This is a genomic window from Arthrobacter sp. SPG23 (genome assembly GCF_000876655.1).
Classification (GTDB): domain Bacteria; phylum Actinomycetota; class Actinomycetes; order Actinomycetales; family Micrococcaceae; genus Arthrobacter.
Genome location: NZ_JYCN01000022.1, coordinates 119,937 through 140,961, shown reverse-complemented (window position 1 = coordinate 140,961; position 21,025 = coordinate 119,937). Strand labels below are relative to the sequence as shown.

The 21,025-nt window shown below is 66.2% G+C and carries 16 protein-coding genes and 1 tRNA gene; 8 read left to right on the top strand and 9 right to left on the bottom strand.

Features of this window, described 5'->3' with window-relative positions:
- Window positions 1-24: 24 nt before the first annotated feature.
- From cpaB to TV39_RS14825, 3 genes are all read right to left on the bottom strand, one after another.
- Window positions 25-753: a Flp pilus assembly protein CpaB gene (gene cpaB / locus TV39_RS14835; RefSeq protein ID WP_235347405.1), complete on the bottom strand. Its 729-nt coding sequence runs from the start codon at window positions 751-753 to the stop codon at window positions 25-27.
- Between the two features lie 128 nt (window positions 754-881).
- Window positions 882-1,130, bottom strand: a complete 249-nt coding sequence (locus tag TV39_RS14830) for an FmdB family zinc ribbon protein (protein ID WP_043482853.1) — start codon at window positions 1,128-1,130, stop codon at window positions 882-884.
- A gap of 137 nt (window positions 1,131-1,267) precedes the next feature.
- Window positions 1,268-1,864, bottom strand: coding sequence for a 5-formyltetrahydrofolate cyclo-ligase (locus TV39_RS14825; RefSeq protein ID WP_043482851.1), 597 nt, complete (start codon window positions 1,862-1,864; stop codon window positions 1,268-1,270).
- A gap of 109 nt (window positions 1,865-1,973) precedes the next feature.
- On the opposite strand from TV39_RS14825, the gene galU reads away from it, so the two are divergent.
- From galU to TV39_RS14805, 4 genes are all read left to right on the top strand, one after another.
- The gene (gene galU, locus TV39_RS14820; RefSeq protein WP_043482848.1) at window positions 1,974-2,879 is read left to right on the top strand and encodes a UTP--glucose-1-phosphate uridylyltransferase GalU; all 906 of its coding nucleotides are present in this window, start codon (window positions 1,974-1,976) and stop codon (window positions 2,877-2,879) included.
- Between the two features lie 6 nt (window positions 2,880-2,885).
- Window positions 2,886-3,503, top strand: coding sequence for a GNAT family N-acetyltransferase (locus TV39_RS14815; protein WP_043482845.1), 618 nt, complete (start codon window positions 2,886-2,888; stop codon window positions 3,501-3,503).
- A 142-nt stretch (window positions 3,504-3,645) separates the two neighbouring features.
- Window positions 3,646-4,611: a hypothetical protein gene (locus TV39_RS14810; RefSeq protein WP_235347404.1), complete on the top strand. Its 966-nt coding sequence runs from the start codon at window positions 3,646-3,648 to the stop codon at window positions 4,609-4,611.
- An 18-nt stretch (window positions 4,612-4,629) separates the two neighbouring features.
- Window positions 4,630-5,418, top strand: coding sequence for an SDR family oxidoreductase (locus TV39_RS14805; RefSeq protein ID WP_043482842.1), 789 nt, complete (start codon window positions 4,630-4,632; stop codon window positions 5,416-5,418).
- A gap of 21 nt (window positions 5,419-5,439) precedes the next feature.
- On the opposite strand, the gene TV39_RS14800 is transcribed toward TV39_RS14805, so the two are convergent.
- Both TV39_RS14800 and TV39_RS14795 read right to left on the bottom strand, forming a co-directional pair.
- A complete protein-coding gene (locus TV39_RS14800; protein ID WP_043482840.1) occupies window positions 5,440-6,918 on the bottom strand; it encodes a CAP domain-containing protein in 1,479 nt (492 codons plus the stop codon).
- On the bottom strand, window positions 6,911-12,703 hold the full coding sequence (locus TV39_RS14795; protein ID WP_144406431.1) for a family 78 glycoside hydrolase catalytic domain: 5,793 nt from the start codon (window positions 12,701-12,703) through the stop codon (window positions 6,911-6,913). Before TV39_RS14795 ends, TV39_RS14800 begins: the two co-directional genes overlap by 8 nt.
- 247 nt (window positions 12,704-12,950) lie before the next feature.
- On the opposite strand from TV39_RS14795, the gene TV39_RS14790 reads away from it, so the two are divergent.
- The 3 genes from TV39_RS14790 to TV39_RS14780 all read left to right on the top strand — a co-directional run bounded on the left by TV39_RS14790 (window position 12,951) and on the right by TV39_RS14780 (window position 15,745).
- A tRNA-Ala gene (locus tag TV39_RS14790) sits at window positions 12,951-13,026 on the top strand.
- Between the two features lie 98 nt (window positions 13,027-13,124).
- Complete coding sequence (locus TV39_RS14785; RefSeq protein WP_043482836.1) at window positions 13,125-14,717, top strand: ABC-F family ATP-binding cassette domain-containing protein; 1,593 nt, start codon at window positions 13,125-13,127, stop codon at window positions 14,715-14,717.
- A gap of 182 nt (window positions 14,718-14,899) precedes the next feature.
- Window positions 14,900-15,745 carry a S1 family peptidase gene (locus tag TV39_RS14780; protein ID WP_160292506.1) on the top strand — a complete coding sequence of 282 codons (846 nt, stop codon included), beginning with the start codon at window positions 14,900-14,902 and terminating at the stop codon, window positions 15,743-15,745.
- On the opposite strand, the gene TV39_RS14775 is transcribed toward TV39_RS14780, so the two are convergent.
- Window positions 15,726-16,076: a spore germination protein GerW family protein gene (locus tag TV39_RS14775; protein WP_043482833.1), complete on the bottom strand. Its 351-nt coding sequence runs from the start codon at window positions 16,074-16,076 to the stop codon at window positions 15,726-15,728. The genes TV39_RS14780 and TV39_RS14775 overlap by 20 nt on opposite strands.
- 157 nt (window positions 16,077-16,233) lie before the next feature.
- Here TV39_RS14775 and TV39_RS14770 point away from each other — a divergent pair, with 157 nt between their 5' ends.
- Window positions 16,234-18,924: a PEP/pyruvate-binding domain-containing protein gene (locus TV39_RS14770; RefSeq protein ID WP_043482831.1), complete on the top strand. Its 2,691-nt coding sequence runs from the start codon at window positions 16,234-16,236 to the stop codon at window positions 18,922-18,924.
- Here the strand turns inward: TV39_RS14770 and zapE are convergent.
- Genes zapE through TV39_RS14755 form a run of 3 tightly spaced genes read right to left on the bottom strand, consistent with a single transcriptional unit; the run spans window position 18,921 to window position 20,911 of the window.
- Window positions 18,921-19,394, bottom strand: coding sequence for an AFG1/ZapE family ATPase (gene zapE, locus TV39_RS14765; RefSeq protein ID WP_052500584.1), 474 nt, complete (start codon window positions 19,392-19,394; stop codon window positions 18,921-18,923). The genes TV39_RS14770 and zapE overlap by 4 nt on opposite strands.
- An 11-nt stretch (window positions 19,395-19,405) precedes the next feature.
- Window positions 19,406-20,401 carry a magnesium/cobalt transporter CorA gene (gene corA, locus TV39_RS14760; protein ID WP_043482830.1) on the bottom strand — a complete coding sequence of 332 codons (996 nt, stop codon included), beginning with the start codon at window positions 20,399-20,401 and terminating at the stop codon, window positions 19,406-19,408.
- A gap of 6 nt (window positions 20,402-20,407) precedes the next feature.
- On the bottom strand, window positions 20,408-20,911 hold the full coding sequence (locus tag TV39_RS14755; protein ID WP_442853503.1) for an Lrp/AsnC family transcriptional regulator: 504 nt from the start codon (window positions 20,909-20,911) through the stop codon (window positions 20,408-20,410).
- Window positions 20,912-21,025: the final 114 nt, after the last annotated feature.

The window sequence follows — 21,025 nt, the reverse complement described above, 5'->3', positions numbered from 1 at the left end:
CCAGTGCAGCCGGGCGCAGGACTGCTAGCCCTGTGCCCCCACCAGCACGAAGAAGAGTTTTCCTTGTGTTGAGGCGCCGGCGAGGCGCCGGGCCTGCTCCGGATCCGCTGCGACCACGATGAGACCCTCGGTTTCTCCGGTCCCCAGCCATTGCCCGGTCTGTCCGCCCTGCCCCGAGGTCCAGAGCACGGGCACGGAGGCTGCCAGCACTTCCGATTCGGCTGCCTTGCCGAAGTCCGTTCCGTTGGTCATCACAATATTGACCAGCTGGCCGGGCGCCACGAGCTGGATGGACGAGGGGTCCGCCATCCTCAGCGGCACGGCTGCAGATCCGGGTTCTGTGCCCGCCAGCAGGCCGGGTCCGAGCAATTGCGTGTCGGAGATCAGCTGGCCCTTGCGCAGCGGGGCTGCCAGCTGTTTGCCCTGCAGCGCGGAGACGTCCGTGAAGGCCCCGGCGGGCATCATGCCTGGCGGGACCTTCACGGGCACCACCTCATTGCTTGACAATGCAGCTCCGGCGGGAAGGTCCCGGGCCGAGGCCATCGCTGTGACAGTGTGTTCCGGTGCCGGGGTCAGCTGCTGCACGGCGATGCCGGCGGCAGCACACAGCAGGAGCGCGACGACGAGCCTGCGGTTGCGGTTGAGCCATGAGCTGAGGCGGCGCGCACCTGATGGCCTCGAACGGCCCGGGCGTCCTGTCCTGAAGTTCTGCCGGGGCGATGAGAGTCCGTGATTGCGGAAGATGGAGGGCATACCGTGAGGCTACGAAGTCCGGTGGGGGCGCGGACAGCCCGGCGGGGACCTATGTGGAAAACCAGGACCGGTAGAGCACAGCCATGGTGTCCGCTATTCCGCCGAACGAGGGAACGCCGGGTGCAGCCTCAGTTGGCGGCAGCTGCGGTGGCGGGCGCCGGAGCGGCTGCCGGGGCAGGCGAAACACTGCTGCCCTTGGTATCGCGGGAATCCGTCCGGTAGAAGCCGGAACCCTTGAAGACGACGCCGACGCTGTTGAACTTCTTGCGCAGGGTTCCCTCGCACTCAGGGCAGGAGGTGAGGGAGCTGTCGGTGAACGACTGCACGATCTCGAAGGCGTGGCTGCAGTCCTTGCAGGCATATGCATACGTGGGCACTGGAAATCCTCCTCTGGGACAAACGAGCAGGTCCCGTGCTGCCTGATGGAAATCGCTGCCGCGTTGTCCCGGCAGGTCTTGTCCTTTAGCAGTCGCAGGGCCTGAGTGCCAATTCTATCACCCGCTGCGGAAGGGTTTCACATCAGCTGTGTGAGTCGCGACGGGGTGACCGCCACCGGGACCTTCCGGTCAAAGGACTCTGCGGGGATGCTGCCGGCCGGCAGGACTTCGCCGTCAAAGACCACTGCGGCGGCGGGCAGGGGCAGGCCGGCGGCATCCAGCCCCGAGAGGAATTTATCGTAGTAGCCACCGCCCTGGCCGATCCTGTTGCCTGACAGGTCCACGGCCGTGGCAGGGACAAAGACTCCGGCCACTTCGCTCATTGCCTCGATGCCGTGCTGTTCCCCCACGGGTTCCTCGATGGGGGCGTAGCTGCTGCGGACGAAGTCAGTTTCCGGCGTCCAGAAGACCCAGGACAGGGTGCGGTCGGGCCCGCAGACCGGCAACAGTACGCGGTGCCCGGTGCCTTGCAGTGCGGCAAGGAGCGGGAGCGTGGGAGGCTCGAATCCCACCCCCAGGTAAGCGGCAAAGGTGCTCCGCTCGCCGGCGGCAACCATGGCGGCCCACTGGAGTCCGTGCCGGGCGATGCCTGCTCCGGCGGCTTCCAGGCCGGCGGGGGAGAAAGCGGCACGCTCGATTCTGTGGGCCGAGCGGATCTCTTCCTTCGATGGCATCCGTGCCGTCCTTTCAGGTCGGGAGCCGTGAACTGAGGCCCCGGTGCGGGGCCGGCGGGGTGGTCCGTGCAATTACCCAATGTTTGGTCCCTGACGCTAGATTAGTCCAGTGACTACCACCAATACTTCTGTCCGCAAGGCTGTCATTCCCGCTGCCGGCCTCGGTACCAGGTTCCTTCCGGCCACCAAGGCCATGCCCAAGGAAATGCTGCCGGTCGTGGACAAGCCCGCCATCCAGTATGTCGTCGAAGAAGCCGTCAGTGTGGGCCTCACCGACATCCTGATGATCACCGGCCGGAACAAGCGCGCCCTCGAAGACCACTTCGACCGGGTCCCTTCGCTGGAGGCCACCCTGGAAGCCAAGGGTGACACCGCCAAGCTCGAAGCCATCCAGGCCGCAAGCAACCTCGGTGACATCCACTACGTGCGCCAGGGCGACCCCATGGGCCTCGGCCACGCGGTGCTGCGCGCGAAGCAGCACGTAGGCTACGAACCCTTTGCGGTTCTGCTTGGCGACGACCTCATCGACGCCCGTGACGAACTGCTCAGCAAGATGATCGAAGTGCAGGCCAAGACCGGTGGCTCCGTGGTGGCGCTCATTGAGGTGGAGCCTTCCCAGATCAGCGCCTACGGCTGCGCCGACATCGATGACACCGACATGAACGGCTTCGTGCGGATCAGGAAGCTCGTGGAAAAGCCGGACGCCGCAGAAGCGCCGTCCAACCTGGCCGTGATCGGCCGCTACGTCCTCCACCCCGCGGTCTTCGATGTCCTCGAACGCACCGAACCGGGCAGGGGCGGGGAAATCCAGCTGACGGACGCCCTCCAGGAACTGGCTGCAGGGGAGGGCGAAGGGTACGGCGTATACGGCGTTGTGTTCCGTGGCCGCCGCTACGACACCGGCGACAAGCTCAGCTACCTCAAGGCCTGCGTCCAGCTGGCCTGCGACAGCGACGACCTCGGCCCCGGGCTGCGGGAGTGGCTGCCGGAATTCACCGCCTCCCTGGCCAAGTAACGTCCCATGCGGGGCAGCATCTGGCCGGTGACGCTGGAATGCGGCGACATTGTTCTGCGCCCCATCCGTTACCGTGACCGTAAGGAATGGATGGCGGTCCGGTCCCGCAATTCCGATTGGCTGGCACCGTGGGAGGCCTCGAACCCGGCCCCGGGAGGGGCGCTGCCGGACTACCGGCAAATGGTCAGGTCTCTCAACTCGCAGGCTGCCCAGGCCACGGCGTTGCCCTTCGTGATCGCGGAGCGCACGCCGGGCCGGCGTGATCCCGTCATTGTTGGGCAGCTCACCGTGTCATCCATCATTTGGGGCTCGGCGATGATGGCGACGCTTGGATACTGGGTGGACAAGTCGTGTGCCGGCCGGGGGATCGCACCCACGGCTGTGGCCATGGCCACCGACTACTGCTTCGGGACCCTCGGGCTGCACCGGATGGAGATTAATATCAGGCCTGAAAACGGGCCCAGCCTGCGGGTGGTGGAGAAGCTCGGTTTCCGCGACGAAGGCTACCGGCCGCGGTTCCTGCACATCAACGGCGACTGGGCGGACCACCGGTCTTTCGCCTTGACGTCCGAGGAAGTCCCCGAAGGGCTGCTGGCCAGGTGGCTTCGAACCCGCCCGGCGTGACCTGGCGTTAGGGTTTTGATCGACGCAACCCCGGTTCGCCGTTCTGTGTTTTTCGTCATAAATCCATTGATTTGCCACCTGCCCTGCGACACACCGGAGCTAATGCCAGAGCTGTCGGCTAAATGCTCTTACGGTTTTGAATGTGGACTTCCCCCTTAGCAGCTCAGTGATCCTTGTTGTCGCTGTTGCGCTCTGGATCGTGTGGGTAGCCCCGTATGTACTCCGAAACCGCCGGCATCAGCTTCAACCCGTTGCCGAGCTGATGTCCGAAATCAACTACGCCGAACCCGCAGACCCCCAAGCCGGAAACGCCATGAAAATGGCCGCCCAGCAGGAGAAATCAATGGTAACCAAGCAGGCCACCGGATCCGCCCAGGGGTCCGCGACAACCGCCGTCGGCCCGGGGCCGGCAACGGCGCGTCCGGGTGCACTGAGGATCCGTTACGGACGATGCGCGATCGCACTCGTGGGTCTGGTGTCCCTGCTGACCGGGGTGGTGGCCGGAATCTTCCGTATTTTCGGACTGGGCTCGTCCTGGTTGCCCGTCGGGGCCCTCTTCGCAGCCATTGTGGCGGTAGCTTTGCTGCGGCGGCTGGCGGTACGGGACCGCCGCGCCAGGATGAACGCTGCATTCCGTGCTGCCATGTCGGCTCCGGCACGGCAGATGCGTGCTGCCGTGCCGCGTCCCAGCCGGGAACCTGCCGTGGACGCTCCGGAAATCCCGCTTTTCGACGCCGAGGCAGGGAGCAAGCCCAAGGTAAAGCCGCTGACAGCCCAGGAGCTGCGTGAAGCGGCCCTCGCCGAGGCAAAGGCGTCCGGGGACACCGCCCTGCGCACCGCCACGGCACCCGGCTCAGCTGTCAGCGCGGACTCCAGCTGGGAGCCTGTTGACGTTCCCAAACCGACTTACGTCGAAGCCGCCAAGGCAGAACGTGCCGCCCCTGATCCGCTTGACCTGCCAGAAGCTCCCAAAGCTGTAGGCAAGCCGTCCCTCAAGCAGGGTCCGGCTGCGGCCCCCGCAGCGTCCGGTGCCGCTCCCAAGGCCCAGACCAAGGCGCAGAGCGCCTTGAGCAACCTGGACGACGTATTGCAGCGCCGCAGGGCCTGAGCCTGTAGCCTCTGGAGCATGACCCGCATCTGTGTTGCCGGCGGCACCGGACAGGTGGGCCGTGAGGTGGTCCGACAGGCCGTGCAGCTGGGCCACGACGTTTCCGTTATCAGCCGCCACCCGCCGGGGCCCGGTGCCGGAGGGGCGTACGACGGCGCGGACTACTACCGCGCAGACGTCACCACCGGTGAAGGGCTGGCGGCCGCCCTGGCCGGTGTCGCCGTCGTGATTGACTGCCTGGAAGGCAGATCAGGGAGGGCCCTCAAAGATTTCGCAGCCGGTGGCGCCCGCCTCCTCGACGCTGCGCACCATGCCGGTATCCGCAAGGCTGTGCTGCTGTCCATCATCAACTGCGACCAGGTGCCCCTGCGCTTCTATCGGTCCAAGGCGGACAAGGAACGTATCTACGCCGCGTCCGCCCTTGAGACCGTTACGGTGCGCGCCACCCAGTTTCACAGCCTCCTGGTCCAGCTGTTCGCGGCCGGCGCCACAGTGGGGCTTATCCCGGTGGTCAAGGGGGCGAGGTTTCAAACCATGGCGCCCGGCGAGGCGGCGTCGGCACTGCTCGAAGCAGCCGTCGAAGGGCCTTCGCAGGAACTCCACCGGGTCCGGACGGTGGGCGGCCCGGAAGTCAACGGGATGGCGGAACTGGCAGAAACCTGGAAGCACCACAGCGGGTCCCGGGGGCGCCTGATCCGTTTGCCCCTGCCGGGGGCCGCGGGAAAATACCTGCGGGAGGGCGGCAACCTGGTTCCCGAGCACCGGTACGGAACTGAGACATTCGCGGGCTGGCTGGCAAAGCGGTAACGGGCAGCGAGGCGAGCGCGTTTAGCGTTCTCCGGCCGGAGGTGCTGCGGTGTACGGTCTGGGCCAAGGAGCGCCCGCCTGCTGCCATTGCTGGTAGCTCATGAGGATGTCCCGCCCGTCCGGCGCGCGGTAGTAGATGTTCCCGGAGTTCACAGGTTTCCAGTAGAAGGAAAAGGGCACGTATTCGTCGACGACGGGAGTGGGTAACTGGGCCGCTGACCATTCCGCGTAGTTGACTGGCCGGCTTCCTTCGACCTTCACATTGGCGTTGTAGTAGACGGTTCCCATCCACGAGGTCTTGAAATATCCGCTGACCAGCCGGCTGGGCGCAGGGCGACCGGCCGCAGACCACTCGTCGAAGGTGAGTTTGTGCAGCACGCCATCTTCGCCGCGGGCAAAAACCTCGCTGGAGTACTGGTGCTGGTTATAAGAGGTCCCTTGGATAAACCCCGCGATCCGCGCCGCTGGCTGCCCCAGCTGGAGCCAATCAGCGTAGCTGAGCCTTTTCCACAGCCATGCCGGGCTGGCGAACTCCACTGAATAGATTGAACTCGACCAGGGATACCGGACGAAGCTGCCGGCGGTCCGTTCCGGTTGCCTGAAGCCCATCTCCTGCCACTCGCGGAAGGTCAGCAGGTGGGTCACGCCGTCCGGGGACGTGGCATAGATTTCCGGTGCCGGGGCAAAGGTAAACACCCTCGTGCCCGCGATCCAGCCAGCCAGGCGGGGCCGGGGGAAACCAGCGGCCTCCCAGTCCGCATAGCTCAGCTTTTTCCAGATCATCCCGCTCGGTGCATAACTGACGGAGTAGATGGCAGGTGACCACGAGTAGTTCACATAGTCCGTGGGGTAGGCCGTGGCGGACTTCTCAACGAGCACTTCGTACACGTACAGGTTCAACCCGGTCCGGAGGGCAGCGATGCCCACCTGGCCGTACTTCGGGTCACGCATGGTGACGGCGTTGGCGGAGCCGTAGGTGCTGACGAGCTTGGCATGGAGCTGCTGAACGGTGGGGCCGGTGGGGGAGTATGTTGTTTCGGCGATCCGGCCGTAAGCAGCCCCGGCTGGCAGTGCATCTTCCGGGACCGGCGTCGCGGAAGGGAAGTCCAGCTGGGCAAGCGCCCACTGCTGCGCGGCCGCGCTGACGGTCGGATCCAACGTGACGGCGGGTGCCCCCTGCGACTGGCGGTATTCGTTCAGCAGCGTGAAGAACCCGTTGATTTCCTGCGCCGACACCGGTTCCAAGGCTTCAAGGGCCGGCCCCGGAAGCGGGCTGGAGGGCTCCGGCGTTGTTGTCGCTGTAGCTGACAGGGCAACGTTCGGCTCCGGCTCCGGCGCCGGCTCCGGGGACACCGAGGGCGCCGCTGTTGCTGCCGGGGACGCTGACGGTGTAAAGCTCGGCTCCGGGACGGTGGCCACCGCCGCAGTGGGAAGTGACAGCATTGCCGCCATCATGAGCACCAAGCCTGCGCTGAGCTGCCGGGCAATCGGATTATTCATCGACGTTCTTTCGGGAAAGGGCCAGGGAACCGCGTGGGCGCGTGAACCGGTGGACAGCCAGGGCGGTGCCGCCGAGAAGGAGCAGCAAGAGAGCGGGCAGCAGCGGCGAAACGTTGGCGCCGGTGTCCGCCATGGGCTGTTCGTTTGGCACGGCGGCCAGATTGCCTGCAGGGCCAAGGGGCTCGGGCGGAAGCGGCGCCGCAGTCAGGATTGAGACAGATATGTCGTCGCTGGTCGCAGTGCCAAACGTATTCGCAGCCACCGCATGGTAGCGGGCGCCATTAGTGACGGCGTCCGGACCGATAACCAGCGTGGTATCCGTTTCTCCGGCCACTTCCGCCCAGGGCGCGCCCGGGGCCTGCTGCCGGAACCAGGTGACGGCGGGCCGGGGTGACCCGGTCACCGTGACGCGAAGGTCGATGGGTTGGCCGGCAACCGCTGCGGCGTGGGCGGCTGACGCGGAGACGGCAGGGGCCGCGCCCGCGTTGACAGTGGCTGCGCTGCTGAAGACGCGCGCTCCCAGCGCATTGCTTGCCACGATTCGGAACTGCTCGGAAGGGAGCGCGGATCCTTCACTGAAGGAGACCGCCAGCTCGCTCGTAGTGGCTCCGGCAACGTTCCGCCAGCTCAGGCCGCTGTCGGTGCTGCTTTGCCATTGGAGGCGTATGCCGGCGCCGGTCACGGCTGCCGCCAGTTTCCCCCGGTCGTGCCCGGGCAACGCCAGGTACAGGTCCTCCGGTTGGCTGGTGACGGCCAGCGGTTCCTTCCTGACTGTGAGTGTCGCAGCGGGGGAGACGTTCACTGGCTCGGAACCATCGGAGACGGTTACGGCCCGGAAACGGTCGCCGTCGTCGGCAGCCTGTGGCGACGGGACCGTCAGGGTGGTTCCAATGGCGCCGGAAACGTCCTGGAATGTTGCTCCCGCGTCGTCGCTGCGCTGCCACTGGAGCCGGTGCCCCGGCCGCCCCGGTGCTGTAGCGGTGAACGTGGCAGGGTTCCCCTGGTCCACCGTCCGGTCTTCGGGGGCACCGGGCGCCGTGTTGCCCGGCCCGAAAACCTCCACTTCCGAGAGGGACAGGGAATTATCGGGACCGTTGTCGTCGGTGGCAACCCTGAGGAACCTGGCGTCCACGGGGCTAAAGGAGACAATTAGCGGTGAACCGGCAACGCCGCTCCGCTGGGCGATGGCACCCGGTGTGGTCCACTTCGCTCCGTCAACGGAGACCTGCACTCTCGGAGCGGAGGGCATGCCGGCACCCGCTTTGACCGGTTCCTCGCCGGCGGGTGTGGTCAAGGGATGGAGGTACACGGTGCCGAGGCTCCGCGCCTCCCCAAGATCCAGCTGGATCCACTGGGTCCCGGCCATTTCCGATCGGTATCCGCGGTGCAAGGCGGTGCTGAACGCGGCGGAGTCCACCAGGTTCGCCGCGCTCCAGCCGCCGGTCTCCAGCGAGGTGCTGGCTGAAACGGCGGCGCCGGCCGCGAGATTCCGGCCGCCGTGGCCGTACTCCAGCTTCACAGCGTCCAGGAAGAAGCCGGTTGCATCGGCCGTGGCAGCGGTCGTACGAATACCGACCCGCAGCTCCGACAGGTTCTTGAGGCCGTCCTCCACGGTGGGGAGGACCAAGTGGTTCCACGATCCTGGGGCAAGCCGGTGAACGGACTCCGCGGTGTGCCCCGCGCCGTCACTCGCCCAGAGCTTTGCTTCGTAAGCGGCGCCTGGCACGGGATCGGCCAGTTGGAGGGATGCCATGAGCGCGGCGCCGTCACCGGTGCTGACGGGTTTCGGCAGCGAATAGGTGACTTCGCGCCATTGTGCCGAAGCTGCAGGCCGGACAGCCTTAACCCGTAGCGCCGCTGCCCCGAGGAACGAGCCGGTCCCGGCGTCGCCGGGCAGGGCGCCTGCGTCGACGCTGGCGCCCTGCCCGGCAGTCCACCCGGTTGGCGCTCCGCCTTCGAAGTTTGCCAGGACCAGGCTGCTTTGTGGCAGGCACGATTCTCCGGTCGTGTCGGCCGTGCAGTCGGAGCTTCCACGTACCTTGCCCAGGGAGTGCGCTGTTGCCAGGACGGTGCCGGCAGCAGCATCGGTCACTGAGAGTTCCAGCGTCCCCCCGCGGGCGGCGGCTGATGCCGAGACGGGAACCAGTACTGTGGTGTGTCCGCCGGCCGGAACGACGGCCTGAACCGCGCGCTGTTCCTGCCAGCCCGCCGGCAGGCCGGTTGCCGCGACCTGCACGTGGCGGTCGGCGGACGTTTGGAGGTTGCTGAGTGTGACCGCCGCGAAGCCGGTGCCGCCGGGCTCCAGGATCTGCGGCGTCAGGCCGCCGCTGGCCGCCGTGAGGTCGTTTCCCACCCCGATGGTGAAGCCGCTGCTCAGCGTAGCCGTGTCCTCACCGCGGGTGAAGGACACGGAGCCGCGGGCCGGGTAACTCTCCGCAGGGCTGCCGGCCGGGGCCGTCACGCTGTAGATGGCACGTGCCTCTCCGCCAGGTTCCACGTGCTCCGGAAGGCGGGCTGTGGGCCTGGCCGACCAGCCCTGCGGAAGCTCGATCGCCGGGCTCAGCCGGCCAAGGGCGGTAAGGCCTGTGTTCTTCACCGTTACTGTGACGTCCATGCTGCCGCCGGGTGCAAGGTGCTCTTCGGCGGCGGCCGCCGAGACGACCACACCGCCGGCATCAACTGCTGCGGAGAGCTGGTGGACAGCTGAGGCAGCGTGCAGGGCCAGGTCGCCTGCAGTGGCCGGAGCCAGGCCTTCGCCGCGGGCCAGGGAGACCTCCGCGGTGAAGGAGCGGGCCGCCGTGATGGCACTGCGCAGTTCATCGGGTGCCCTGCCCTCCTGCTGCAAGTAGGTGCCGAGCGCCTGGCTGGTGCCGGATTCCGTGGCCGCTGCCGTTTCCCGCAGGGCCGCAAGCCTGGGCGTGGAAGCTCCGAGGGCGGTAACAGCGGTACTGATGGCCGCGGACGTGTTCGAGGCTGCCACAAGTTCCGTGAGTGCCGGGTCCGACGTGAAATGGTAGGTGCCCGATCCCAGCGTAAGCAGGGTGTCGGGGCCGCCAGCGCTGACTGATTTGATCCCGTTTCCAGCCGCAGCCAGCTGTCCTGATTCAGAGACAGCGGAGGGTGCGGTGTCCCGCAGCGTGACCTTACCGGTGGATCCCACGGGAACGGTGATGTTGTAGGTGATCCGTCTGTCCGCCACTTTCCAGTCAATTCGGGCCTCGCCGAAGGGTGTATGGACGCTTCCGGCGGCGGAGGGGAGGCTAGGCGTGATGCGGGGGTCGAAGATGATCTCGCGGTAGCCGCCCGCCTCCGACGGCGAAATACCGGCCACTGATTTGTACAGCCAGTTGTCAATGAAAGTGAACATGGGGTGGTTCAGGGACGGGGAGCCCTGCCACTCTTCCCAGATGGAGCCCGGCCCGTGCGTCAGCATGTACGCCCAGCCCGGACTGTCAGTGCGGGACACCACAATGTTGACGATGTCGGAGCGGTCCATCAGCTCGAGCGCGTCGACGATATATTTTGCTCCGGGCAGGCCGCCCCGGACATGTCCTCCGCCGATGACCATGACCTGGTTTACGAGCGTCTCCGTGACGTCACCGGCCCTGCCTTCGGGGACAATGCCCAGGGTCAGGGGCAGCGCGTTCGAGAACTGGCTGTTGCCGTAGCTTGCCTTGCCAGCATCGAAGTAGCGTGCGTTGAAGGCATTGGCAATGTTGTTTGAGAGGGTTTTGTACTTTTCCGCCGGGCCGGCCTTACCCAGTTCGGCCGACATCTCCGCCATCAGTTTGGCAGTGAGGTAATAGAACCCGGATTGGAAGAGCTTGCTGTCCGTGTCCTCTGACGCCACCCAGTCCTGCCCCCACGTATAACTGGGCCGGGTGATCAGGTAGCCGTCTGTGACGGTGGCGGTGTAGCTCATCCAGCGGTCCATCGAACTGTAATGGCGGCTGAGGAGCCTGTCGTCGCCGTAGGCTTTCCAAACGTAGTAGGGGATGAGCACGGTGGCCGCTGACCAGGCGGGGTCAGACTGCTGGCTCCAGAACGGGTTGTGTTCGACGGGCACGATATCGGGCACGAAACCGGAGGGCTTTTGTGCATCCTCCATGTCCTGGACGAACTTGGTATAGAAGGCAGCCATGTCGTAATTGTTGATCGTTGCCTCCGCCGCGAGGTGCGCATCGGCCATCCAACCGCGTTTCTCGCGGGTGGGGGTGTCCTCAGGGATGCCGTGCATCCCGTTGACCTGAGTCTGCCGGTTGGCCTCGTGCAGGGAGTTCAAAAGCGGCGTCGAGGCCGTGAAGGTTCCTGCGTTGCCCACGTCGTTGCGGATTTCCTGGGCCACCATGGATCCATTGGCGGGCAGGGCATCCAGTCCGGAGATTTCCGCCCACCGGAACCCGGCGTAGGCGAACCGGGAACTGAACAGGGAGGTTTTGCCGTCCCCGGTGAACGTGCTGGTCTGTGCGGCCATGATGACGGAGTTGTTGACGCGGCCGTTGAGCAGACGCTCACCGTGCTTGATGGTCACGGTCCTGCCGGCCGGGATCACCTGGGACAAGGACACCGTCCCGGAAACGTTCTTGCCAAAGTCGGCCACGAACACTGCCGGGGCGGGCTGGGTCACCTTGACCGGAGTGAGCCTGTCCACCACACGCATGGGCTCATTCGGTGATGCGCTGAGGGTGCCGCGGGCGGGGTTGGTTCGAACCGGGCTCCAGCCCACGTTGCTGATCGGAGCGGTGTCCCAGCCGGAAATCTGTTTGCGGGCATCGAAGGTCTCGCCATGGAACCTGTGTGCGCGGGTGACGGGGCCGGGCCGGGAAGTCCATGTGCTGTCCGTGGTCACAACGGTGGCCGGGCCGGAGGGCCATTCGACCTGGATCTGGAGGATGACATCGGAATCTTCGCCAAGGAGGAATCCGACGGCGTTGTCCCCCGCCTTGAGCAGGGATGTCACGTCCCAGGTCCGGTACAGGGACCTCACCCGGCTGTCGGTCGGCTGTGCCTCGAGTTCGGCGTCGCCCACCTTCTTCCCGTTGGCGGTCAATTCATAAATGCCCCTGGCCAGCGTTGCCGTCTGGAGGCAGCAGTAACCCTGATAGTCCGGGGTGCGCTCGAAGGTGCCCCGGCCTGAAACGAAGGCCGTCGCGCGGAGCGGCTTTTCGGGCAGGCTGAACGATTTCCTGAGATAAGAGCCGCCGGCATCGGTGGACGCCGGGCTGATCCAGTCAGCCTTCCAGTCGCCTGGAGCAAGCAGGCCTGTGGTCCAGGTGGCGATGGAGCTCCAGGCGGATTCCGTGCCGGCTTCGTCCCACACCCGGACTCGCCAGTAGTACGGCGTCGCGGAGGACAGCGGCGGTCCGGCGTACGCCACGAGGGACTGGGCGTCGCCGGAGACGCGGGCGCTGTCCCAGACATCGGGAGCATCGGCGGCCAGCGAGTCACCGTTTCGGGACACCTGTATCTGGTATGCGGTCTGCGCCTTGTCCCTGCTTCCCGACGCCAGTTGCCAGCTCAGCCGGGGCTGCGCCGCATCCACCCCCAGGGGATTGCTGAGATGCTCGACGCTCAGGGACGCGACGCTCAGTCCGTGTCCCGGGACCGCATCCGACGGCTGTGCCTCAGCGCGGACCGGGGACGGCGGTGCCTGGGCTGCCGTCGCGTCCGGAATGGCCGGCTGCAGGAACGGAGCCTGAACAGCGGCCTTGCCCGCCGGCGTGCGGTCCGCAAAGTACGCGTGTACCGGAGCGGGGGCAAGAAGGCTGACGGCGAGGCTCGCCACGAGCACGGTGATGACAGATCGGCAACGCTGCAGAAGGCACGCCAAGAAATTCCCCCAGGTCTTAAAGAAACAGGGATCCGTACCGGCAAGAATTTACGGCCGGTGTGCGCGGCAGTGAACGGTGCAGGACGTGCTCCCGGTTCAGAGGGTACCAGTACTGGATGCGGTGTCCGACTTAGCAGTGAAAGTGCCGTGGCGCCCCCGGTTTTTGAAACACGGGCCGATGCGGTTAGCCTATGAATGGTCGGGGGCTATAGCTCAGTTGGTAGAGCGCTTCGTTCGCATCGAAGAGGTCAGGAGTTCGAATCTCCTTAGCTCCACCACATCAGCTCCCTCATCCGGTGCCAGCATCGGGTGGGGGAGCTTTTTCGTTGCCGGTCCGGTAAACGGCCACGAACCACCCCTCGAGAGGACAGCAGCAATGAGCCTTGTCCGGCTGCAAGACGTCAGCGTGCGATTCGACAACACCCAGATTCTGCGGGAGGCGTTCTTCCGCCTCGAACCGGGCGACAGGGTGGGGCTCATCGGGAAGAACGGCTCCGGCAAAACCACCATGCTCCAGTTGATCCTTGACCGGATTACCCCGGCGTCCGGGACGGTCACAGTGGAGCCGGGAACACGGATCGGCTACTTTTCCCAGTTCTCCGAACTGAACGGGGCATCAACCATTACGGACGTCCTCGACGGGCTGTTTTCCGGGATCAAGGCCGTAGAGGCCGAACTGGCGTCCATTGACACCGCCATCGCGGGGGACCCTGCGGGTGCAGAACTTGACCGGTTGATCGCCCGGCAGGCCGAGCTGTTCGAGGACATGGACCGCCTCGACGGCTGGGACTACCCCCGGCGGATTGCCAAGGTTCTGACGACGCTGGGCTTCAGCCAGGCCCACCGGGTGTGCGCTATCGACGAGCTGTCCGGCGGCTGGCGCAACCGGGCCGCGCTGGCAAAGATCCTCCTTGAGGACCCGGAAGTGCTGCTGCTGGATGAACCCACCAACTTCCTGGACGTGGCCGGCGTCGAATGGCTCGAAGGCTGGTTCCGGGACTTCAAAGGGGCAGCGGTCATCGTCTCGCACGACCGGAAGTTCCTGGATGCCGTCGTCACCCGGATCATTGAAGTGGAAAACTTCCACCTGCACGAGTACCCCGGTAACTTCGGCGAATACGTCGTGCAGAAGCAGTTCCGCCTCAAGTCCCTCGAGCAGCAGTTTGTGCACGAATCCGAACTGCTGGCGTTCGAGGCTGAGGGGATCGCCGACCGACGCGAGGCTGCCAAAGCGGCCAGCCGCGGTCTGGGAAACCAGCTGGCCAAGATCAAGAAGTCCCGCACGCCCCGTCCGGTGGACCAGATCGTCACCGAGATCTACGGCGGCCTGCACGTCAAGGACGTCCTCTGCCGGGTCGAAGGACTAGGCAAGTCGTACGGGGACAAGGTGCTCTTCAACGACCTTGGCTTCGAGATCAGGCGCGGCAACCGGATCGTGGTCCGGGGGGCCAACGGCAGCGGCAAGTCCACGCTCCTGAAGGTGCTGACAGGGCAGGAAGAGGCGGACACCGGCGTCGTCTCCTGGGCCAAGGGGCCGGGCTTCGTCTCCTACAACACGATGCTGGAGGAGCTCGACGACGCCGACACCGTCTCGCACGCAGTCAACGCCCTGCCGGACAGCCTGGCGTTTAGCGCCACCCGGAAGTCAGTGAACAGGTTCCTGGCGATGTTCCAGTTCTCCGAAGCCGACCTCAAGCAGAAAATCGGGAACCTCTCCGGCGGCCAGAAAGCGCGCGTGGCGATGGCGCAGTGCCTGTTGTCCGGCGCGTCGGTGCTGCTGCTGGACGAACCCACCAACCACCTCGACCTGTCCAGCACCCAGGTCATGGAACGGGCGCTCATACACTTCCCGGGCGCCGTGGTGGTGGTCAGCCACGACAGGTTCTTCAGTGAGAAGATCGCAAACCAGTATCTGGTCTTCGGTGCCGATGCGGCACTGCCCGGTGAGATCCAGGTCCGCGCCGCCTGACCGCTGACCGGGAACCTGCCTGCCTTCCTGCAGGCGAGATGCCTTGACGGCCGCTCGCGGGGAGGAGCAGAGTAATGGTGCTGCGACTGGGGGCAGATGTGTGATCTCCGGGAACCTGGCTTCGTCATGGTTCCGTCACCACATCCGCGATATATCTTCAGGCAAAGATGAGGAGCACCCTCATGCGCACAAGAATCCCCACGCACACCACGGCCCGCAGCGGAGAAGGAATCCCCCCAGGCTCCCCGCGCCCGCGCCGGCGCCGGCGATTGGTGGCGCCGCTGCTGTCGGCACTCTTCGCAGCAGCCCTAACGGCAGCCTCGGCCACTCCGGCCCTCGCCGTCTACAACGGGAGCAGGGCGGACTCCGACGAGTACGCGTGGGCCGTCAGGGTGGAACTGGCCTACCCGGAAGGAATTGCTTCCTGCACCGGATCATTGATCACGGAAGACACCGTGGTCACGGCGGCGCACTGCATCAGCAACAACGGACGCAGCCCGTCCGCCATCGCCGTGACATTCCACTATGGCCAGAAACGATCCGAATACACCATCGGGGTGGCGAGGGCCGTCCCCATGCCGCACTACGATCCCGCAAGGATCAAAGACGACATTTCCTTGCTCTTCCTGGACTCGGCCGTGTCCGAGCCCACCATTGAGTTGGCGTCCACGCCGGCTCCGGTCGGGGCAGAGGTCACCGTGGCGGGTTATGGCTGTACGGGCGACCCGTTCAACCCTGCGGCACAATGCGATCCGGCGCCCCGGCTGGTTGAAACCCGGCTCACAGCGGTCCCCGCGGAGGCCTGCCCGGACATCGCGGGACCCTGGCAGTTCTGCACGTATTCGCCGCATACGTCAGCGAACCGTGGCGACAGCGGCGGTCCGGTCATCTGGTCAGACCACGGTGACCAGAAACTGGTCGGGGTGACGAACGCGATTGAACTGCCGCCGGCCCCCGCCTACCTGAACCTGTCGGCTTCTGTTCCCTACGAACTGGACTGGATCAGGGCTACCGCCGGCTTGCGTTGACCGTCTTGATCACTCCGCGAACTGCCATCCCTACGGCGCACACCACCGGGACCAGCCCCGCGAGAAGCGTCAGTGTATTGGCCCGGAACACTAAACGGCCCTGCCCGTCCGTCAGGTAAGCGCCGAGCGGGAGTACGAAGCCTCCTCCGCCGCCGCCTTCCGCGGCCCCGTTGGCGCCCTCCGGACCGGAGTCACCCCCGCCGCCGAAGCCGAAGGACACCAACGCCACGGGAATTAGTTCCTCGCCCCCGATCTGCACCGGAGCGCCGTAAGCCCTCGCCACACCCACGTTCCTGAACGTCTCCACGAGGGAGGAAAATGCCTCAGCCATGGACCCACACTAGGGACCCGGGCGGGGTAGCGGAAGGGCCGAAGGACAGGTCCGGGACCGGAAAGCCCCGGCCATGGCAGGATGCCGCTCCGCGTGCCAGTATGTTGTGAATCAGGGGCGCCCGGGAGGGCCCCGCCGGACAGGAGGCATCGCGGTCATGGTTTACATCAGTGATTTCCGCGAAGTCGGCCGGGACGACGTCGCGACGGCGGGCGGCAAGGGCGCCGGGCTGGGCGAACTCGTTCGGGCGGGGCTGCCGGTACCCCCGGGATTCCTGATCACCACCGGCGCCTACGAGCTGTTTGTCCGGGACAACCAGCTGGCCGGGCGGATCCAGGAGTACGCAGCCCTGCCGGCCTCCGCCACGCCCCGTGACTACGGGGAAGCCTCCGGGCAGATCCGCGCACTCTTTAGCGCCGGCACGATGCCGGACGTGATAGCCGCTGAAATCCGTGAGGCCTACCGCCAGCTGGGCCCCGGCCACGATCCCGGCCCGGGCCCCGGCCCCGGCGCAGGCATGGAAACGGCCGTGGCGGTACGTTCCTCAGCCACCGCCGAAGACCTCGCTTCTGCAAGTTTCGCGGGCCAGCAGGACACGTACCTCAACGTCTATGGCGCCGATGCCTTGATCGACGCAGTCATCAACTGCTGGGCCTCCCTCTGGACCTCCCGGGCGATGGTCTACCGTGCCCGGGAAGGTATCAGGCCGGACCAGGTCCGGCTGGCCGTGGTAGTCCAGCAGATGGTGGCCGCGGACGCCGCGGGAGTCATGTTCACCGCCAACCCGGCCAACGGGCGCCGCGACCAGATCGTGCTCGCTGCCGCATGGGGGCTGGGCGAATCCGTGGTCAGCGGAGCCGTCTCCACTGACGACGTCGTGGTGGAGGCCGCGACCGGCAAGGTGGTTTCCCGCCGGACGGCCGACAAGGAGGTCATGACGGCGTACGCCGGCCGGGGCACGCGCGAGGAACCTGTCCCCGCTTCCCGCAGGCACCAACCCGTGCTCGACGATGCAGCGGCTGCACTGCTGGCCGGCTACGGAACCCGCATCGCCCGGCACTTTGGATCGCCGCAGGATATCGAGTGGGCGCTGGCGGACGGCAGGTTCTTCATTCTCCAGTCACGTCCCATCACCGCACTGCCCGAGCCCGCGGGGGAAGTCCCGCGCGACTGGAGCGTGCCGTACCCGAAGGGGCTCTATTTCCGGGCGAGCATTGTGGAGCAGCTTCCCGATCCGCTGTCTCCCTTGTTCGCCGACTTGATTGACGGTTCAGTGTCGCGGTCCCTGCATGCCCTGATGGACGAGGCGTTCGGCGGGAACAGCCTCCGCGACACCGATCTTGGACTGCCTGTCATCAACGGCTACGCCTATTACTACTACCGGACAGCCGCGTTGTGGCGGCTGATGGGCAAGACGCCCGCAGCTGTCCGTGCCCTTATACGGGGCGAAGCGCATATGGGGGTCCAGGGCTGGCGTGACTATTCCCACCCGCGCTATGTGCGCGTGGTGGAGGCATGGTCCGCGAAGCCCGTTGCAGACCTGGGCGGGCAGGAACTGCTGGAGGGGGTATCTGCGCTGCTTGACGCCGGCACGGTGTACTACACGGCCGTCCAGTCCATCATTCCGATCGCGACGTCCAGCGAACTCGCGTTCCAGAAGTTCTACGACAAGTTTGTCCGGCAGGACGGCGACCCGCCTGCGGCGACGTTCCTGCTCGGCTACGACAGCCAGCCGATCCGGGCCGAGAAATCCCTCTTCGACCTGGCCGGGTGGTCCCGCGACGTCCCCGGGCTCACAGAGGCCATCCTGGCGACGCCGACAAAATCACTGGCCCGGGCCCAGCTGTCGGGGACGCCTCCCAGCGGGATGGATCCAGGCCTGTGGCAGCAGTGGGAGGACCGTTTCCAGCAGCACCTGGACCGCTTCGGGCACACCGTCTACAACCTGGACTTCGTCAATCCCGTGCCGGCGGACGACGCGTCCCCGCTGCTGGACACGCTCAAGTTCTACCTGCGCGGGCAGGGCAACGACCCGCACCGGCGGCAGGCGCTCGCTGCCGCCCGCCGTGAGGACAGCACGAACAGGATACTGGCGCGCTTGCACCCTGCCCGCAGGAAGGCCTTCGTTCGTCTGCTCCGGTGGGCGCAGGGGCCGGCGCCGATCCGCGAAGACGCGCTTGCCGACGTCGGGCTCGGGTGGCCGCTGATGCGGCGCATGCTCCGCGAACTGGGGCAGCGGCTGGTGGCGGCCGGCCTCATTGCAGACCCCGGCGACGTGTTCTGGCTTCGACACCAGGAAGTCGGCAGCGCCGTCGAATTCGGCCTTGCGGCCCCGGGCGGCCCGGCGGCAATTACCGGTGCTGACCGGCCGGTCCTGGCTGAGGCAGTCGCTGAGCGCCGGTTGAGCTGGCGGGGGCAGCGCAGCGCCACCGCCCCGCAGATGCTGCCGGAGATCCGGTGGCTGCAGCGGTCCCTCGCCGGGATGATGCCGGAGGGGTCCCAGGACCAACAGGGGAACACCATCAAGGGTGTGGGCGCCAGCCAGGGGCGGGTCAGTGCTCCTGCCCGGGTGCTGGCCGGTCCCGAAGACTTTTCCCTGATGCAGCCGGGGGAGGTGCTGGTGGCCCGCATCACCACTCCCGCATGGACTCCGCTGTTCGCCATGGCGTCGGCCGTCGTCACCGACGTTGGCGGTCCACTGAGCCACGGCTCCATCGTGGCCCGGGAATACGGCATCCCCGCCGTGCTGGGCACCGGAGTGGCGACCCGCCGGATCGCGAGCGGTCAGCGGATAGAGGTCGACGGCGGCGCCGGCACCGTGACCATTGTCCAGTCGGAGCGGGACTAGCTCCCGGACGAATGCGCGGCCGGAAGCTCGTGGTCGGAATCCACCCGGAGAAGGCGCGACAACGGACTGTCCGGGCCGAACTCCGGCAGCGCCGGACCGATGACGAACAGGGTCACGTCCGCGGCAAACAACACGTCCACGACGTCCAGGAATCGCTGCCACTCCGGGGAACCGGCGGCACCGGCCCGGGACGGGAGCCCGTCCACCACCCACTCCCCGAACCGGCCGGCCAGGGCGGCGAAGTCCCGGGCGGGCGCTGCCGCGCCGGTGAGTTCGCGGAAACCTACCCACAAAAGGTCCCCTTCGGCGCTCTTTACCTCCAGCGGCCCTCCGGTGACGTCCACGGTCCGCCGCTGGCCGGGGGCCGGGGCGAACAATCCGAACGTACCCAGCTGCCGGGCGGTGCCGGGGACGAGGATCCGGCCCGGGCGAAGAGCCGGCTGCGGGCCGCCGGCCTGGGAACCAGTCATGCCGGCGGCTCCTAGAGCCAGCCCTTCCGCTTAAAGATGACGTACATGAGTGTTGCCGTTGCGGCCATCATGGCAATCGCCAGCGGATAGCCGAAAGCCCAGTGCAGTTCAGGCATGTGGTCGAAATTCATGCCGTAGACCCCGGCCACGAAGGACGGGGCGAAGAAAATGGCCGCCCAGGACGAGATCTTCTTGACCTGCTCGTTCTGTTCGGCGCTCGCCTCGTTTTGCCGGTTGGCAGTCAGGGTGCCGTCCAGGGTGAGCGCATTCTGGAGGATGTCGCGGAAGGTATCAGCGCGGGAGATCAGCCGCTCCACGTGGTCCTCCACGTCGCGGAGGTGGTGCTGCAGTTCCGTGTTCACTTCGTATTTGTCGAAGCCGCGCCTGAGCAGCTGCATCATTCCCGGCAGCGGATGGATGGCCCGCTGGAACTGGATCACTTCGCGGGCCAGCTCATAGATCCTGCGGGAGACCGCGGAGTCCCCGCTGAACAGCTGGTCCTCGATTTCATCGATGTCGTTCTCCAGTCCGGCAGCAACGGGAACGTAGTCGTCCACCACCTGGTCCAATAGGGCGTAGAGCACGGCTTCCGGCCCGTGGCACAGAAGTTCGGGGCGGCCCTCCAGCCGTTGCCGCACCTGGGCCACTCCGGCTGTCTCCGCATGCCGGACTGTGATCACGAAGTTCGAGCCCGTGAACACGTGCAGCTCCCCGAACTCCACCGTTTCCGTGTCGTCGAGGTACCGGGCAGGGCGAAGCACAGTGAAGAGGACGTCGTCGTAGCGTTCCAGCTTGGGGCGCTGGTGGGCCGAGATGGCATCCTCCACCGCGAGCAGGTGGAGTCCGAACTCCCGGGCCACGGCGGACATTTCGGCCTCGTTGGGCCGGTACAGCCCGATCCAGGCCATGCCGCCGTGGTCTGCCAGGGTCTCAAAGGTCTGCTCAAGGTTGTGCGGCTCGGCGGTCCGGCGGCCGTCCACGTACACGGCGTTGTCAATGATGGTCACGAGCCATTATCCCAGTCTCTTGCGGGTTGGCGCCTCCGCGCCGCCCTGGGCAAGCCGGCTGATAAGCGGCTCAGTGCGGTACGGGATATGCGTGTGCAGCGCCAGCACGGTTTCCGTCCGGATCACGCCCTTGATCCTGAGGATCGACCGCAGCGCCGTTTGCAGGTTGTGGGTGTCTGTGGCCACCACCCGGCACCAGACGTCGCCGCGGCCGGAGATCTCGTGGACCTCCAGGACCTGCGGAATCAGGCGCAGGGCGCCCACCACGCCGTCGAGTTCGCGGTGGCTGACCTCGATGGTCACGAAAGCGACGACGTCGTACCCCACCGCCTCGAGGTCAATCTCCCGTCCGCCGTCGTGCAGCAGGCCGGAGCGGAGCATCCGGCGGACCCGCGACTGCGCCGTGTTGCGGGCGATGCCCAGGGTGTCGCTGAGTTCGCCGATCTGGACCCGCGGATCCCGGATCAGTTCCAGGAGGATCTTCAGGTCCGTGGTGTCCAAGCTGTTCAAATCGTCACTCCGGTTCATATCTACTGGGCATCATTGACTATTTTGCTCAATTCTGTCACCTATTTTGGCCTCCAGGCTCAGGCATGACCCATTCTGTAGGTATCAATTCTTTCC